We start from the raw sequence: 16,198 nt of genomic DNA on the forward strand, positions 1-16,198 counted from the left end.
ATTATATATGTTAAAAATATTTCAGTGAGGTGAGTTTATGGAAGGTAAGAAACAAAGGAAGTGGTATCAGTATTTAATACAACTTATCGTAGTTGCATTAATTGTTACTTCTATACCACTGAATGGGTTGGCAGAAACGGCACCACCGTTTACACCATCTCCAAATTCAGAACAAAGTCCAGAAATGGAAAAGAAAGAGGAGCAGGAATTACCAGCTCCACATCCGGATCAATTAAAGAAGGATAAGGCTAAAGCACAGGCGAGTCCGACTGAGATTGTAGAAGAAAGAACGGAAACCGAAAAGGTTTTTGATAACAATGATGGTACTTTTACAAAGAGGGTATATACGGAACCGATTCATGCAGAGAAAGATGGAAAGCTAGAAGAGGTTTCACCAAAATTAGTAGAAGCACCAAATGAAAAAATTGTAACGGAAAATACAACATTAGAACCAGAGTTCGAGAAAGCGACACAAGATGGAAAGTACGTTCAATTTAAAGTAAAAGATCATACTATTCAGTATAAACTAATAAGTGCAAATGGTGAAAAAGGTGAAATAAAGCCATCGCCAGTAACCGCAACACATGAAAATAATACAGTATGGTATAAAGGGGTCTTCCCAAATATTGATTTAAAGAGTACGACATTCAATGAAAATGTAAAAGAAGATTTTGTATTACGTGAGTATACAGGACACCACATTTTTACATTTGCATTAGAAACAGATTTAACACCTAGCTTACAGGAAGATGGTTCAATCGACTTCCAAGATGAGAAAAAAGAAAAAGTATTCACATTGCCGAAACCATATATGAATGATTCCAATGTGGACCAGCAATCAGGTGAGGCTGTAACGTCAGATGCGGTTCGCTACAATATTGAGAAGAAAGATGAAAAAACATATACATTAACTGTTACTGCAGACCCGCAGTGGTTACAAGCACCAGAGCGAAAATATCCGGTATATGTAGATCCTTCAATTGAATTGGATAATTTTGAAAATGCTTACGCTTCAAGTGCGTATCCAACTGTCAATTATTCAGGAGGAAAACTTTGGGATTCAGGTCAAAATGCTTATACGTTAAAAGTTGGATATTATGATGGAACATCTGGAACTAATTTTTCATTTATTAAACCAGATGTTTCAAACTTAAAGGGTGCAAAGATTGAAAGTGCAACATTCCATGCCTATGCAGTTTGGCATTATTATGCGAATCAACCAAATGGTGTTTGGTTAGATGAAGTAACAAGTGGATGGAATGTTGGAAGTGTAAACTGGAATAACAAACCAGGTTCTAACAACATTGCACACGCTGATGTGGGCCGCGGAAAATGGGCCCAGTTCAATGTAACGAATACAGTGAAAGCATGGGTAGAAGGCGCGAGACCAAACAATGGCTTTAAGCTACATGCAAATGGTAATGGTCAAAACCATTGGAAGAAATTCATTGCAGCTGAAAATGGAACGAATGCACCATTCTTGGAAGTGAAATATTCCTACGCAAAACCAAATAAGCCAAGAGTACAAGCTTACTCAAATGGCAGTGGGAGTGGTTCTGGTCACTTCAATGTACAATGGGACGCAGTTCCAGGAGCAACAGGTTATAAAGTTGCCATTTTTAATGGATATGACTATGAATATATTCCTGTTGGGAATGTGACAAGCTGGACGACGAAAGATAAAAAGATATTCCCGACGCCAGAAGAAATTGCACAAGGGCGTTACTGGATACATGATGACGGGAAAGGTGCAGAAGCGCCTACTAACCCAGGACAAATATATAAAAATGCTTACGAGTCAGGAGGTCCGTACGGGGATTATAGCGGAAGAAGTAGCTACTGGATTCGTATTGTAGCAGAGTATCCGTTTGGGGATAGTCCACTTTCAGATGAAATAGTTCCATTTATTCCATTAGAACAAGTGAAAAAGCCAGACGGATCGGCCTACATTAATGCGACAGATAAGGAAACAGGATATGTCACATTAAAGTGGGATGCAGTTCCAGCGGCTGCAGGCTATAAAGTTTGGATTTATAACGGAAAAGATTACGAAGCGTTCGATGTAGGAAATAAAACAAATTGGACAACGCAAAATGAGAAAATTTGGCCAACGAAAGATGAAATTGCAAAAGGCCAATATTTACTTCATCATGATAAAAAAGGTGCAGAATTAGCAGTTGATCCATCACCTGTGTATAAGAATTCTGGCGGAATTTATGCTGGCTTTAAAAATTATTGGTTCCGTGTAACAGCGTATAGTAAAGCCGGACATGCTGAAAGTGAAATTTCGCATGAGTTTGTACCTAAATTTGCTCAAGACTTTGGGTTTATAGGGATGTTTGATTACTGGGCATCAGTTCCGGTACTAAATGGTACAGTAAATGCTACAAATGGTAACTTTATTATGAGTGAGAAAGATATTACGTTATCAGGGCGCGGACCGGATGTATCAGTAGAAAGAACGTATAATAGTCAAAGTAAAAAAGTAGGTTTATTTGGTACAGGGTGGTCTAGTGGATTAGAAGAAAGAATTTTGGCTGAAGGAAATGGAAACCTACTATTAATTTCTGCCGATGGCGCAAATATTACTTTTACTAGAACGGGAGATAATACGTATCAAGCTCCTACAGGTATATATTTAGAAATTAAACAAGTATCAGGCGGATATGAAATAAAAGATAAAGACCAAACGGTTACTTTCTATAAATCTGGAGATGCACAAGGGCGTATCGAGTATACAAAAGATAAATATGGAAATACGACGACATATGAGTATGATGGGGAATCACGTTTATCAAAAGTAAAGAATGCTTCTGGTAAAGAGTTAGTCGTACAATATGATGGAAATAATAAAAAAGCAGCAAGAGTAATCGGCCCAGATAGCAAGACGATTACATTTAAATATGATGGAGATTTACTTGTTTCTTCTACAACTCCAGAAGGAAAAGTATATAAATATGGATATGATAATGGTTTGCTAACATCTATTTATGACCCGCAACATACAGATGCAAAACCATATAAAACATCGTATGCATACGAGAATAATAGATTAGTAAAAGTAACGGACCCATTAGGGAAAGCTACAACATTAGCATATAATACAGATGCGAAAGAAGTTACGTTAACGAATCCTAAAGGACGTAAGACTGTTTATACGTATAACGATGCTGGAAATCCAGTCAAAACAGTTGAAGATTCTGGACGTCTAAATTTAACAACGACGTATGAATATAATGCAAATAACCTAGTAAAAACAACAACTCCTAAAAATCAAACAGAAACAGCGACCTATGATGGTAATGGGAATTTAACTTCTGTTACTGATGAAACGGGAACAGAAAAGTTTGAGTACAATAAAGACAACGGGCTTATAAAAGCGACAGATAACGAAGATCGTAAAACAACAGTTGCTTATAAAGCAGCAAATACAGAAGTATCTGAAACTGACCAAGCTGCACACACGTCGTCCGTCACCTTCCATGATAAACATGGAAACCCAATTGAAACAAGTAAAGAACTAGGAACAGGAGAAAACCTGATTCAAAATCCAAGCTTTGAAATGAATGGTACGGAAAAATGGGTACCAGTAAATGCGAATAATTCTGGATCTATTATAAAAGATGCAACACCGGCACCAGGTGGTCTGGGCGGAGAATCATCACTTAAAATTTCAACAAAAGCAACGAATAATGATTGGGGCTATATTGCTGCAATTCAAGAAGTAACGTTAGAACCAAATACAACGTATACGTTAAGTGGTATGATAAAAACGGATTTAGCCAATGGTGCTGGTTTCTTCAATGTACAGTTATTAAATGAAAACGGTGCTGGTATAGATGGTGGATGGCATGATACTCGTCACAATAAAGTTCAAGGAACGAGGGAATGGGTTAACCGTCAAGTTACTTTTAAAACAACAGAACAAACGAGAAAAGTAAAAATCTATTTACAAGTAGAAAATGGCGGTTCTGCTACGAGTGGTTCTGTCTGGTTTGATAAGATTCAACTAGAAAAAGGTGAAGTTTCTTCTAGCTTTAACCCAATTGAAAATAGTAGTTTAGAAAATATGGCGGGAAATGGCTGTATGCCAGGTTGGATTCGAGGAGATGGAACAAGCTGTGATCCGAAAGATGTTTCTCAGCAAGAGAGCTTTACGGGACATTCATCTATTGTATTAGAGCGTAGCCAATATGGTGGTTCAGATGTAGGATATGGCAAGCATATCACTATAAATCAGAAAAAAGCAGAACCAATTACGCTAACAGGAATGTCTAAATCAGTAAATGTAGAAAATACTGCACCAGACAAACTCTCTCGAGATTACTCTATTTGGGCGGATGTACATTATCAAGATGGTAGTGGGGAAAATTTCCAAGCGAAATTCCCAAGTGGGACAAATGATTGGAATCGTAGTGCGGTTGTAATCCCTGCCACTAAACCAATTAAACGTATGGAAGTTTATCTGCTCTTTAGAAGAGAGAATAAAGGAAAAGTTTGGTTTGATGATATACGACTATTAGAAGGAAATGCTCTTATAAAAAATGAGTACGACAACGATGGAAATGTTGTTGCGACGTATGATGAAGAAGGACAAAAAAATACATTCGCATACGATGCATCCGGAAATAAAAAGAGCGAAACCGATGAAAAAGGAAATACAAAACTATATGATTACAACAAAGATAATCTATTAACGAAGGTTACATTAAAAAATGGTACCTCTGTAAATTATCGTTATGATCATAATGGAAATACAACAGAGAAATCTGTCATGTTTGGTGGGAAAACGCAAACACACAAATATGAATATGATGTAGATAATAAAAATACAGTGTATATCGACGCGTTAAACCGTCGTATTGAAAACACGTACGATGAAAATGCAAACAAGATTAAAACGAAAATGCCAAACGGTTCTATTTTAGAGTCTGTATATGATACAGCAGATCGCGTCGTTGGCGAAAAGCGCAACGGAAAAGATTCATTTACATTTGAACGTGATCAAAATGGACAAGTTACGAAAGTGAAAGATCTTGTCAACGGCGTAGAACGCACGAAAACATACGACAAGGCTGACCGCGTTACAAGCGCAACAGATAGCCGAGGCGGAAAAATTGACTGGGCATATCACGATAAAGCAAACAGTAAGACAGAAAAACTAAAAGAACAAACAGTAACGCAAGGTGGATATACAAATAAAGTATCGTACGACTACAACACGCTAGATCAAAACATTCGTGTGACAGACGGTTCGCAAACGTATCGATTTGATTATGACGATCAAGGAAATGTTCGTACGTATACGGCTGGGAATGGTTCAGGTTCTACCTTTAACTATGACCATGCGAACAAAATTAAAGATTTAGTAGTAGGTACATCAAATAGTATTCTTTTATCAGAACGATATGAATACGATCAAGCCGGTAACCGTACGAAAATTAAGCATGAAGGTACGGGCGGAAAAGTAACAGAGACAAACTTTGTATATGACCCGATTAACCAACTATTAAATGAAGCATTGCCAAACGGAACAAGTAAATCTTACACATATGATGGATTTGGAAACCGTACAAGTGTTAAAGTTGTAGAGAATGGAAAAGAAACAAAGTCTATAGCGGCAACCTTTAATGACGGAAATCAGCTTGTAAAATTCGGAAACGAATCGTTAACGTATGATGCGAATGGAAATCGTACATCTGATGGGAAGTATAAGTATACATGGAATGAAGATGACCAACTTGTAGCGATCACAAAACAAGGTGAGAGCAATGCATTCGCAACATACAAATATGATGATGATGATCGTCGTATTGAAAAGAATATAGATGGAAAAGTAACACGTTACTTCTATGATGGAGATAGTATTAATCCATTATATGAAACAGATGGAAGTGGAAAAGTTCTTCGTCATTATGTGTATTCAGCAGATGGTGTACGCTTAGCGATGAAATCAAATGAACAAACATTATATTATCACTATAATCCACGTGGTGATGTCATTGCGATGACGGACCAAAATAAAGAGGTTGTAGCAAACTATGAATACGATGCATGGGGTAATGTATTAAAGAGTGATACAAAAGGTATTGCAGCAGATAATCCGTTTGGATATGCGGGATACATGTATGATAAAGAAATAGGCATCTATTATTTAATGGCGAGATACTATCATCCAGATCACGGTATATTTATTTCAGTTGATCCAGATCCAGGGGATGAAGATGATCCAATTACTCAAAATGCTTATACATATGCTCATAACAATCCAGTAATGAAAGTAGATGCGGATGGAAATCATCCAGTTATTGTAGGTGGTGTACTTCTTTATAGAGGATATAAAGCTTATAAGACGTATAAGAAAGTTACAAAAGTTGCTAAGGTTGCTAAGAAAGCTAAGAGGCCTAAGGGGCATGGGAATTCCCTGTCAAGTAAAAGAAATAATCATGGTTATGAGATATATATAAAAGATAAAGGGAAAAAGCATGTAGTAAAAGTAGGGATTAGTAATTCTCGTATAACAAAAGCCGGTACATCTCCTAGGGCCACAAGCCAAGCAAATAAATGGACAGCTAAATACGGTCAAAAACATTACACGCGTGTTGTGAAGAAAAATATGACCAGAGCAAAAGCATATAAATGGGAACAGGGACATGTAAATAGAATAGGTAAAAGGGGAGTGACGTTTGATAGAAAGTATCATAGGTCCCCGATGCCATGGTGATAAATTTAAAGGAGTGAATTATATTGCTTGAAGTAAAGTTTTACGATTGGAAAAAAAAACGTCCTAAAAAACATTATTTGCTTGTACATGAAATTAGAATTTTTGAGCTAATTTTCTCAAAGAAAGTTAGCGAGTTTGAGATGGGATTAAGAGAGATTGAAAAAGTAACTGTCTTTTGTTTAGCTAACGAAAACACTGATATTTCATATGAAGTGAATAGAGCTTTGGGTGAAATTCGTATATATGTTCCATATGATTTTATGGACTTTTTAGCATTAAATTCAGTTGAAGAGAAATACAAAGAGTTTTGCAAATTAGTACGCCAATATGTTGTCCCTGGACTTGAAGAAAACTCTACTCTTTCATCATCTGTTGTTAAAGGGTATATAGAGGAATCTTTAGATGAAATTGTGAAGCAAAACTATGAAGGAATATTTTTAGTTGGGAAGACACCTAAGAAAAGCCCAAGCCGTAAGAAGATAGCGATATTAAAAGGAATTCATCGTGTTAAAGGTTTCCAACTACGATGTGAAGTGTATGATGAAAAGGGATTAAAGATTCGAGATCAACTATTGGTGGAAGAGGTAGGAAATGAAATGGTGTATGCAAGATTTTTGGGTACATTAAAATGGGAAAGTGAAAATCTAATAGTAGTTCAATCTAAATCTAGTAGTTGGAAAGAAGAAATTCATGTTTAATAACAAAATTATTTTGGAAGAGAAAATAAAAATTTAACAGGAGCAATTATTGCAGAACTTGAGGCGAAACATTATGCAGTTAATTATAAATATAGAGAGAGGGTATACATTTGATTAAACTAATTAAGCAAGGCATAGATAAAATGTTGTACTGGGAAGTATGGGAAGAAGATAAGAAAACTTTAATTGTACATTGCGGCTGTGTTGGTGATACAGGTGAAATGTATGAAATAGAACTGTATCCATTTCAACGTGTTGAAAAAGAAATGAAAGAGTTAGCAGATGAACATTTGGCGGATGGTTATAAGGAACTCGATGAGGAAGAATTGATAGAATTTGTTTTACAATATCATTATAAAGACAATCAGTTGGAAGCAGCGTTGGAAAAACGACAACAAGTTCAAGAGATTATGGATGAAGCATTGGGATGGTCTGGAAATGGCCATTGCGACGGTGGAGATATTGGTAGCGGGACAATTAACATATTTAACTTTGTAATTGACGTTGATAAAGCGTTGAAAACAATTCTAAATGAATTAGAAAATCAGCAGTTGTTAGATGGTGTGAAGATTGCCTATGTAAACGATGAGGAAGATTATGTACAGATTTATCCTAGTGAAGGTGAATTTAATTTACTATAAAGTATTTAGTTAAATATTCAAGATGTATGAATTGATATAGAAAAGTGAAGAAAAGTAGATAGAAAAGACTAGTAGAGGAAGACAGATTAAATTTGGAAGTGCATCTCTAATTGTTAGACAAAAATAACAGTTAGAGGTGCATTTTCTGTATAAGTGTAACAGACGGTTCTCAAACGTATCGATTTGACTATGATGATCAAGGAAATGTTCGTACGTATACAGCCGGAAATGGTTCAGGTTCTACCTTTAACTATGACCATGCGAACAAAATTAAAGATTTAGTAGTAGGTACATCAAACAGTATTCTTCTTTCTGAACGATATGAATATGACCAAGCGGGTAACCGTACGAAGATTAAACATGAAGGTGCGGGCGGAAAAGTAACGGAAACAAACTTTGTATATGACCCGATCAACCAACTATTAAATGAAGCATTACCAAACGGAACAACTAAATCATACACATATGATGGATTTGGAAACCGTACAAGTGTGAAAGTTGTAGAGAATGGAAAAGAAACAAAATCTATAGCGGCAACATTCAATGATGGAAATCAGCTTGTCAAATTCGGAAATGAATCATTAACATATGATGCGAATGGCAATCGTACATCTGATGGAAAGTTCCGTTAATTACAGAATGAAAGATTATATAATTTTTAACAATGCGCTTAATACGAGCGTAGCTATGATTAGAGAGTTTTGCATGTGTAGAATAACTCCAAAAATATAAGGATATATTCTGAGGGCGTATGATTATATAGTATATTTATTGATTCGAATCTTTAAAAGGAGAGGAAACATGGAGAAAATAATAGGGATTATTCTGATTATAGGTGGTATGATTCCATTAATTTATGCAATGATACAAATCTATCGGCAATGGAAAGAAAAAGGACCTTCTTTTGCTCTTAAATCAATAATTTTCTTAGCCGTAAGCATTTTGCTAGATACTGCAACAACTATTATATTGTGTATAGTAACAGTATTCATTGGTATTTGTTTAATTATCTACACATAATAAGTTCAAGAAGGCTAACTTATCGATTGTTACTAATTGGAGGGATTGAATGAACTTCATTTTACATGGATCTAAACATACAGTTTTGCCTTCCGTTTTTGACTCATTTCAAGGTAGGGAAAAAGAGTTTAATTGGCTTATAACAGACATGGAGATTGTCGCACATCAGGAAGAGAAACTTATCCGAGATTATCCTAAAATGTCGCATCCAATAGTTTGGATAGCAGGTGAAGATCTTTCAAATCTCGTAAAGAAATATAATCCTCAATTTATTTGGGGCGTACTATCTGCGTTTGATAAGTCTATAAACATTGATATTAATAATTTGCTTGTAGAGCCCTATGCAAATGGAAACGAAGGGCTCTGGGTACCAAGTCCAAATATTCAGCACCCTCAAGCAAAACTTGAAATTGTTTGTTGGGATTCCAGTTTAATGTTGTTATTAAGTAACGATATAAATATTGATGATAAATTTAGAAATTACTTTAAAGAAGCTAGGGATTTAAATGGCTATAATTCAGAATTTTGATTTTAATGGAGACAACATTAATCCGTTATACGAAACAGATATGGAAAAGGGAATGGTATGCATACTCTACAAGTAGCGTATTATAAGGTGAAAAGCGGATTCTCTGTGAGGAGAATTAAATTATTATTGATTTATAAAAACAAATAGGAATAGATAAACTTAATATTATTAAATGAGAATAGTAGGATGGAATAGGGATAAATATGACTTTGAGAGAAAAGAAGGTGTATTATGGAGTTTACATTCGAAAAGGTTCAACGTATTGAAGATGCAAATATATACCGTATTAGTAATGTAACTGATATTTATGAAACAGATTTATTTGATGATTATAATCGTAATGTTGATAATTTAAGTTTACTTGTTCAAGAGAGGATTAATCAGTTTATTGTACATGTAGATAAATCTGAGGAAAAAAATGTGAAAGAAGAAATAGAGTCTAAAAACATTTCCTACACAGTTTTTGATTCGGGAAGAAGGAACATTTTCTTTGTTTTTGATTCTATCCCAAGGACAGAAGTATCATATATAATCAAGTATTTTTATGGTGTAAGTATAGAAAATACTTTTGCTATTATCAGTTTAGGAAATAGCGTTGGTATTAAACTAGAGGAAATAAATCAAAGTAAATTGATGAAGTGTTTAATGGGAGAATGTGTTGTACCACAAATCGAATTAGTTCCATCATCGGCGTGTGCATTTATCCAATATGATGGTGCGCTTTTAACAATTGCTAGTAATAATTTTGATATTTGTGCAACATGAAAATAATAAGATGTAATTAAATGATTTTTTTAGCGCAAGGAGATACTGGAGATGTCCAAAGTTAATTAATATATATATGTCACACCACTTATATTTTTCAGAAAAGGTGACTTTAAGAATATAGGAGGATAAAAGATACATGGATAAAGAATATGAAGAACTCATAGTTAGGAGTTTTTTTCAAAAAAAAATCCAGGATAGAATTATTTTTGAACTAACTTCACCTAAAAAAAGAGTGAAGGCATTAGGGCGTTTGGCGCATAACCATGATACTATCTTAAATTCTATGTATTTTGAATCTATCCCCAAAAATATGGTGTATGCTGAAGGAATATCAACGCAATTAAAAAAATATGGAGCAAAGGATTCTTGTTACGTAATGCCCCTTATTAGTGAAATTGATGGGAGTTTTATGGAATTAAAATGTGCAATAGAAAAAGTTATTTGGTGTGGTTTACCTTGTTTAATTTCATGCATATCGAATAAATTATTATATTTTCAAGCTGAGCAGGGGAGCGGCCCACCTGAAAGATATATTCTACGTAAAATTTAAAAGCATATCCCTATAAAAAGATATATAAGGTAGGAGAAAGAGTGGCACCATCAATCCATTATATGAAACAGATGGAAAGCGTTCCCCGCTAAATAAAAGTAATAATTGAAAAGGATGAGTGATTATGAGGTTTTTTTTGAGTGGTGAATTAGAAGGGGAAATTGCTGAGGGATTTATAAATATAATTTCAGAAATTGGTAGTGACCTTGAAAAATTAAATAGTAATAATTATGGTAGCGAAGTAGAAGAAATAGCTATAATTCCTATAGTAGTTAACATAACTCCGGAATATGAAGCTGCGGGTTTCTTTAAAGAAAGAAAGCTTTTTAAAAAGAAGAGTAAAGTAGCAGACTTTCGATTAAGGATTGACTATGAGACATTTTTATCTGCAGATTATGCTACGAGGAAAATATTGATAATTGAAAATATTGTTCAATCTATTAGACTGTTAGGAGAAAAGGCTACGTCGGACTTTAATGCAATAAAGTTAGAGCAAGACATTTTACAAGTTTTTGATATGAAAGAGGGGATATAGTAGATACTCATATCGAAGTATTAAATGAAAATAGTAAGATGAAATGGGAATAAAATAATTATGACCTTGAGAGAAAAGAAGGTGTATTATGGATTTTACATTCGAAAAGGTCCAATATGATAGTGCACTTTTAACAATTGTTAGTTTTTCCCTTCAGGAAAGAATGAAGTGATGTTGGATGTAAATAGTCTGTGAAGGAGAGAATTTAATGTTTCCAATAGGTGAACAGCCACGCATTCTTAAAGATTTGGCTGGAATAAATGAAGATGTACAAGAGTTAGCTATTAGCGGTAAAACAAAGAATATAGAACTATTAGGAGAATTGAAAATTATGGAGTATGTTAATCCAGAGATACTCTATATCGATGAAATGAGGGTGGAGAATTTATCGAAACTACAAAAAATGTCTAATTTAAGAAGAGTATATTTAGGTTGGAATCCTAAGAATACAGATTTATGGGATTTGAGTTATAATAACAACCTTTCTTATCTATTAATACAAGGTTTCTCTAAATTAGAAGATTTATCGCCAATAAAAGATGGAAAGAAGTTAGAAGGTCTTTTTTTGGGAGGAGCAATAATGAAAACTCTTAATGTAAAAACATTAGATCCAATCGGTGATTTAGTAGAATTAAATGAGTTAACTTTAATGAATATTAAAGTTCAAGATCGTTCTTTAGAGCCATTAATGAATTTGAAAAGACTTAAGAAATTAAATGTATCTAATCAATTCCCTATGGAAGAATACGCTAAATTATCGGTAGTATTACAAAATACAGAATGTGAATTTTTTAAACCATATGTACGTATGGAGTCCACAGAAGGAAAAGATATTATGATGATTGGTAGAAAAAGACCTTTCCTTAATTCGAAGATAGATGCTGAAAAAATAAGGAAATATGAGCAAGAATTTAAGACGGTGCAGGAAGAATTTAGAGATGGAATGAAATGAATGTAGTCCCTAAATAAGGGGCATGTGGAAGGAGTAATGATATGGATGTTTATGAGTTAATTAGTGATGTAGATTCAAAAGAAAAATTATTAGAGTTTTTGTTTCATCTTCAAAAAGATTTCAAAGAAAATCAGGATGAGTGGGAGAATATAACATTAGAGGATTACTTAGAATCAATGGAAGCATGGGTAAATGATTGTGAGGGATCCTACCAAAACAGAGGTGAAGAGATGCCTAAAAATATATCATGGGGCTTTATTGCACAGGTGTTATTGGCGGCAGCTCACTATGAATAAATTTAAATAGATTAATTTATTGAGGTCTAATTTAAAATAAAAGCGAAGAGTCTAAATAGCAGGTGAAGATCTCTCAGATCTCGTAAAGAAATATAATCCTCAATTTATTTGGGGCGTACTATCTGCGTTTGATAAGTCTATAAACATTGATATTCATAATTTGCTTGTAGAGCCCTATGCAAATGGAAACGAAGGGCTCTGGGTACCAAGTCCAAATATTCAGCATCCTCAAGCAAAACTTGAAATTGTTTGTTGGGATTCGTATGTAACGCTTTTTTTTAGTAAAGATGAGGACATCGATGATAAATTTCAAGACTATTTCAAGTCCGCTAAAAAATTGGATTTTTAAATAGGTCGTCCTTCAGTAATAAAATGAATGTATGAATAATAATCTCTTTGATGATTATTGGAATATTAGCTAGTATTTTTGAAAAAGTAACTTATAAAACTTCGGAGTGAATTGTTAACTTTTGATGCGATAGGAAATCGTAAATAAATTTATGAAGGAGAATTTAGAGTTGATAGAGTTTTTTGGATATTTATTAATTTTGGTTTTAAATATGCTAGTAGCATCTATCGTATTTTTACAAGAGTACTGCATAGGTAGTATAAGACTGTCTCATTATAGGAGAATCTTTGCTACGGTCATGGCTATACGTTCATTGGTGAGTATATGGATCATTTACCCTATGACAGCTACTCTGTTAGGGACGCTAAATATTTTAGTGATTCAATCAATTATATTACTTTTCCTTTGGGGGCTTATGCAGTGTGTAAAGAAGTACAGAGGAAAGTGGTATATTACAATGATTGCACTTATTATTTATGCTCTTAGCTGTTATTTTCATATTATGTATGCGAAAACTGTATAGATAATGAGAGGGTATTTGTAGACCTAGTTACATGATAGTAAGAATCTTTAATGAAAATTATAATAAAATGATGTCAAAAGGGAGACTAAAAGTGCTTATAGAATTTTTAGAATTCATTTCTATCTTGGCTTTAGTAGTTGTATTAACATTAACTGTTATGTTGCAAGATATATTTTTTATAAATATAAATAAACAATATACTGAAACACGTATTGGGGCGATTATTTTTTGTATTCGGATGTTGTTCGGGACATGGGTAGTATTTGTTACGGAAACTACTATAATTGCTGTCTCAAAAGTGACTGCAATTCAATTAATTATTTTACTTCTTTTTTGGGCATGTTCGAAGTATGTACAAAAAACTCGTGAAAATTGGCTAATTACTATAGTTGCTTTTGTTATTTATGGTGTTGGTACATACTTGTATATTCAGTTTGCTTTTAGAGGCTATTAATATATCACCAGAAAAGTTAGTGGTTAGAAAGATGCATTTGTTAAATGTGTATATGAAGGAAGAGCGAATATAGGCTCTTTTTTCTTTATATATAGGATAGGACATGTATCTAATCCTCGTGGGATAAATCAAAATAGAGAACGGAAGGAATTATATGAACAAAAAAGAATTAAAATTAAAGCTACTGCAAGGTCTAGGTGAAGAGTTAAAAGAAAACGGTTATAAGATTAGGATTACACAACAAGACCTGGTGAAAAAATTTGATAAAGGAAAAATCGGTATACATTTAGCCTTTATCAATCACCCAGAAGATTTTCATGTGACGGTGGATGTGGGAATTCGGTTTGACGAATTAGAAAATATGAAAAATCAATGGGCTGACGGTTTAACAATTAGAGAGAAAAAGGAGACCTATACAATTGGAGTTGATTTAGGGAATTTAGTCTATAGAGAGCAAAAAAGGTGGCGTGTTGAAAAGGAAACCGATATTTTTCCTGTTACCATAGATATATTAAAAGAGGTTAAACAGTATTTCATTCCATATATTGATAAGTATGTAGATATGGAAAATGTATTTGATTTATGTGTAAGAGATGATGATGAGGCTGGATTAATAGGGACAATATTTGATGGGACTCGAGCACAAAATGCTATTGGATTAGCCTTGTTATTAAATAAAGAAGAAATGTTAGAACAAATCATTGAGAAAAAGAGAGAGTATTTAAAGACGAGGGATAAATTTGAATTGGAGTTATTTGAAAACTTTCTTTCTAATATGAATCTAGGATAAACAAGGTTAGTTATTCATTTTCGTGATTATAGTGGGGTTAATTGTTTATATCTGGTTTTTCTGGTTGGAAAAACATTAAACTCTAGATTTTCTATTAATCATAAATATTAGTAGCCCCTAGAAGGAAACATTTGACGTTTTTATGATTAGATACAAACTTCGAATGTAACTTATAGGGGTTTTTATTTACAGGTTTTATAATACTGGAAAGCCCATATCGAATTTTAGCCGGTTTGAGATAGTGCCTGCGAGTGATGATGGTGCACTGTAACCTTGAGCAGTAGCGATAGACTTAGCCTTTGGAAGCAAAAACCCCACAGAGTCTAGTCAACTTACCTTTTTAAAAAGTGTATCAAAGAATTATTTATTTGAGCTCAATTATATTATGTGAAATAGGAGTGAGAATCTTGTTCCAAACAATAATTTACGATAAAGCTAAATATCATTATGAAGGAGATTTCCCACAAGAATTACCGATGGAGCAAGCATTTGTACATACTGGAATGTTCTTAGGTTGGATTATTGATAATAATTTATTTAGTGATGAATTTTTAGAAGAGACCGAAGAGGAAATTAATAAATTTAAGCTTAGAAAAATGACTGGGACTCAAGTTTATATGTTCTGGGATGGGGTTTTAAGCGATGACATGTTAAATGATGAAGGGAATCAATTTGCAATAGATTATTTTGATTTTGAAAAAGGTTTATATTTAGATGATTATGATGATGTATTTTTAGAGTGTGATACATTATATCAAGTGCAAGATACTTGGGAAAATTACTTTAAATTAAAAGAAGTGATCGATATTAGGTATACAGAATGGAAAAAACTTAAAAATAACGGGTAAAGAGGACTTTAAGTAATGGAATATTTTTTGTTCCAAATGAAGGTTTATTATATGCTATAGAAAAGGGGAGAAATAATGAAATTCCCAAAAGATGAAGATGGACAAGTATTAAATATGTTATACAAGCAAGGTATAGATTTTAATGAAAAACATATAGTAGATTTCTTTATTGCAATTCCTGATCAAGGTAATGGAGAAAAAATAATTGGCAGACTACAAGAGCTGGGCTTAAATTGTGAATTAGATTATAATGAAGAATTTGAAGATTGGACATGTACTTGTTCTAAAGAAATGTTCTTAATTTATGAGGATATCGTAGAGATGCAAAAGGAATTGAATAAACTGGGTGAAGAGTTTGGTGGATATACAGATGGTTGGGGTGCATTTGTGTAATAGTGAATTTAATTATCGTGATAAAATAAATTAGATGGAGTAAAGAAACTATTTATGGAAAGAAGGGCTTATATAAGTTCTTCTTTCTTTGTATATATTAAGATATCTTAGTGGTAGAAAGGTATATG

General features: G+C 33.6%; 15 protein-coding genes and 2 pseudogenes. All 17 read left to right on the forward strand.

The annotated features are described in order from the left end of the window. Positions 1–37 precede the first annotated feature (37 nt). The 17 genes and pseudogenes from ACTFRU_RS08780 (at position 38) to ACTFRU_RS08860 (ending at position 16,070) form a co-directional block, all read left to right on the forward strand. Positions 38–6,724: a DNRLRE domain-containing protein gene (locus tag ACTFRU_RS08780; RefSeq protein ID WP_242291209.1), complete on the forward strand. Its 6,687-nt coding sequence runs from the start codon at positions 38–40 to the stop codon at positions 6,722–6,724. A 23-nt stretch (positions 6,725–6,747) separates the two neighbouring features. Then, positions 6,748–7,422 carry a hypothetical protein gene (locus tag ACTFRU_RS08785; RefSeq protein ID WP_059304033.1) on the forward strand — a complete coding sequence of 225 codons (675 nt, stop codon included), beginning with the start codon at positions 6,748–6,750 and terminating at the stop codon, positions 7,420–7,422. A 110-nt stretch (positions 7,423–7,532) separates the two neighbouring features. Continuing rightward, positions 7,533–8,063, forward strand: coding sequence for a hypothetical protein (locus ACTFRU_RS08790; protein WP_440037606.1), 531 nt, complete (start codon positions 7,533–7,535; stop codon positions 8,061–8,063). 149 nt (positions 8,064–8,212) lie between these two features. Next, positions 8,213–8,692: pseudogene (locus tag ACTFRU_RS08795) on the forward strand (hypothetical protein); the annotation flags it as partial. 172 nt (positions 8,693–8,864) lie between these two features. Beyond that, entirely contained in the window at positions 8,865–9,083 is a 219-nt protein-coding gene (locus tag ACTFRU_RS08800; RefSeq protein ID WP_000411162.1) for a hypothetical protein, read from the forward strand. Between the two features lie 49 nt (positions 9,084–9,132). Continuing rightward, positions 9,133–9,612 (forward strand): hypothetical protein, encoded by a 480-nt coding sequence (locus tag ACTFRU_RS08805; protein WP_440037607.1) that lies wholly within the window; start codon positions 9,133–9,135, stop codon positions 9,610–9,612. 231 nt (positions 9,613–9,843) lie between these two features. Continuing rightward, positions 9,844–10,377 carry a hypothetical protein gene (locus ACTFRU_RS08810; protein ID WP_044306665.1) on the forward strand — a complete coding sequence of 178 codons (534 nt, stop codon included), beginning with the start codon at positions 9,844–9,846 and terminating at the stop codon, positions 10,375–10,377. Positions 10,378–10,516: 139 nt separating this feature from the next. Next, the gene (locus tag ACTFRU_RS08815; RefSeq protein WP_440037608.1) at positions 10,517–10,930 is read left to right on the forward strand and encodes a hypothetical protein; all 414 of its coding nucleotides are present in this window, start codon (positions 10,517–10,519) and stop codon (positions 10,928–10,930) included. Between the two features lie 124 nt (positions 10,931–11,054). After that, positions 11,055–11,465 (forward strand): Imm44 family immunity protein, encoded by a 411-nt coding sequence (locus tag ACTFRU_RS08820; RefSeq protein ID WP_326302913.1) that lies wholly within the window; start codon positions 11,055–11,057, stop codon positions 11,463–11,465. A 208-nt stretch (positions 11,466–11,673) separates the two neighbouring features. Beyond that, positions 11,674–12,417, forward strand: coding sequence for a leucine-rich repeat domain-containing protein (locus ACTFRU_RS08825; RefSeq protein ID WP_440037609.1), 744 nt, complete (start codon positions 11,674–11,676; stop codon positions 12,415–12,417). Between the two features lie 41 nt (positions 12,418–12,458). Continuing rightward, positions 12,459–12,713, forward strand: coding sequence for a DUF7660 family protein (locus ACTFRU_RS08830; RefSeq protein WP_000383678.1), 255 nt, complete (start codon positions 12,459–12,461; stop codon positions 12,711–12,713). A 55-nt stretch (positions 12,714–12,768) separates the two neighbouring features. Then, a pseudogene (locus tag ACTFRU_RS08835) lies at positions 12,769–13,062 on the forward strand (hypothetical protein); the annotation flags it as partial. 169 nt (positions 13,063–13,231) lie between these two features. Then, positions 13,232–13,585: a hypothetical protein gene (locus ACTFRU_RS08840; RefSeq protein WP_000569001.1), complete on the forward strand. Its 354-nt coding sequence runs from the start codon at positions 13,232–13,234 to the stop codon at positions 13,583–13,585. A gap of 91 nt (positions 13,586–13,676) precedes the next feature. Continuing rightward, positions 13,677–14,039 (forward strand): hypothetical protein, encoded by a 363-nt coding sequence (locus ACTFRU_RS08845; RefSeq protein WP_000904358.1) that lies wholly within the window; start codon positions 13,677–13,679, stop codon positions 14,037–14,039. A 154-nt stretch (positions 14,040–14,193) separates the two neighbouring features. Continuing rightward, positions 14,194–14,829 carry a hypothetical protein gene (locus ACTFRU_RS08850; protein ID WP_098954974.1) on the forward strand — a complete coding sequence of 212 codons (636 nt, stop codon included), beginning with the start codon at positions 14,194–14,196 and terminating at the stop codon, positions 14,827–14,829. A 407-nt stretch (positions 14,830–15,236) separates the two neighbouring features. Continuing rightward, the gene (locus tag ACTFRU_RS08855; protein WP_000487868.1) at positions 15,237–15,677 is read left to right on the forward strand and encodes a DUF7832 domain-containing protein; all 441 of its coding nucleotides are present in this window, start codon (positions 15,237–15,239) and stop codon (positions 15,675–15,677) included. A 75-nt stretch (positions 15,678–15,752) separates the two neighbouring features. Beyond that, positions 15,753–16,070, forward strand: coding sequence for a ribonuclease E inhibitor RraB (locus ACTFRU_RS08860; RefSeq protein ID WP_141402226.1), 318 nt, complete (start codon positions 15,753–15,755; stop codon positions 16,068–16,070). Positions 16,071–16,198: the final 128 nt, after the last annotated feature.

It is taken from the genome of Bacillus cereus group sp. MYBK220-1 (genome assembly GCF_051916445.1).
In the GTDB taxonomy this organism is placed as follows: domain Bacteria; phylum Bacillota; class Bacilli; order Bacillales; family Bacillaceae_G; genus Bacillus_A; species Bacillus_A cereus.

Excerpts from the sequence above, each read along its gene's own strand:
- ACTFRU_RS08780 (WP_242291209.1), top strand. The coding sequence starts at position 38 with ATGGAAGGTAAGAAACAAAGGAAGTGGTATCAGTATTTAATACAACTT.
- ACTFRU_RS08800 (WP_000411162.1), top strand. The coding sequence starts at position 8,865 with ATGGAGAAAATAATAGGGATTATTCTGATTATAGGTGGTATGATTCCA.
- ACTFRU_RS08805 (WP_440037607.1), top strand. The coding sequence starts at position 9,133 with ATGAACTTCATTTTACATGGATCTAAACATACAGTTTTGCCTTCCGTT.
- ACTFRU_RS08810 (WP_044306665.1), top strand. The coding sequence starts at position 9,844 with ATGGAGTTTACATTCGAAAAGGTTCAACGTATTGAAGATGCAAATATA.
- ACTFRU_RS08815 (WP_440037608.1), top strand. The coding sequence starts at position 10,517 with ATGGATAAAGAATATGAAGAACTCATAGTTAGGAGTTTTTTTCAAAAA.
- ACTFRU_RS08820 (WP_326302913.1), top strand. The coding sequence starts at position 11,055 with ATGAGGTTTTTTTTGAGTGGTGAATTAGAAGGGGAAATTGCTGAGGGA.
- ACTFRU_RS08825 (WP_440037609.1), top strand. The coding sequence starts at position 11,674 with ATGTTTCCAATAGGTGAACAGCCACGCATTCTTAAAGATTTGGCTGGA.
- ACTFRU_RS08830 (WP_000383678.1), top strand. The coding sequence starts at position 12,459 with ATGGATGTTTATGAGTTAATTAGTGATGTAGATTCAAAAGAAAAATTA.
- ACTFRU_RS08850 (WP_098954974.1), top strand. The coding sequence starts at position 14,194 with ATGAACAAAAAAGAATTAAAATTAAAGCTACTGCAAGGTCTAGGTGAA.
- ACTFRU_RS08860 (WP_141402226.1), top strand. The coding sequence starts at position 15,753 with ATGAAATTCCCAAAAGATGAAGATGGACAAGTATTAAATATGTTATAC.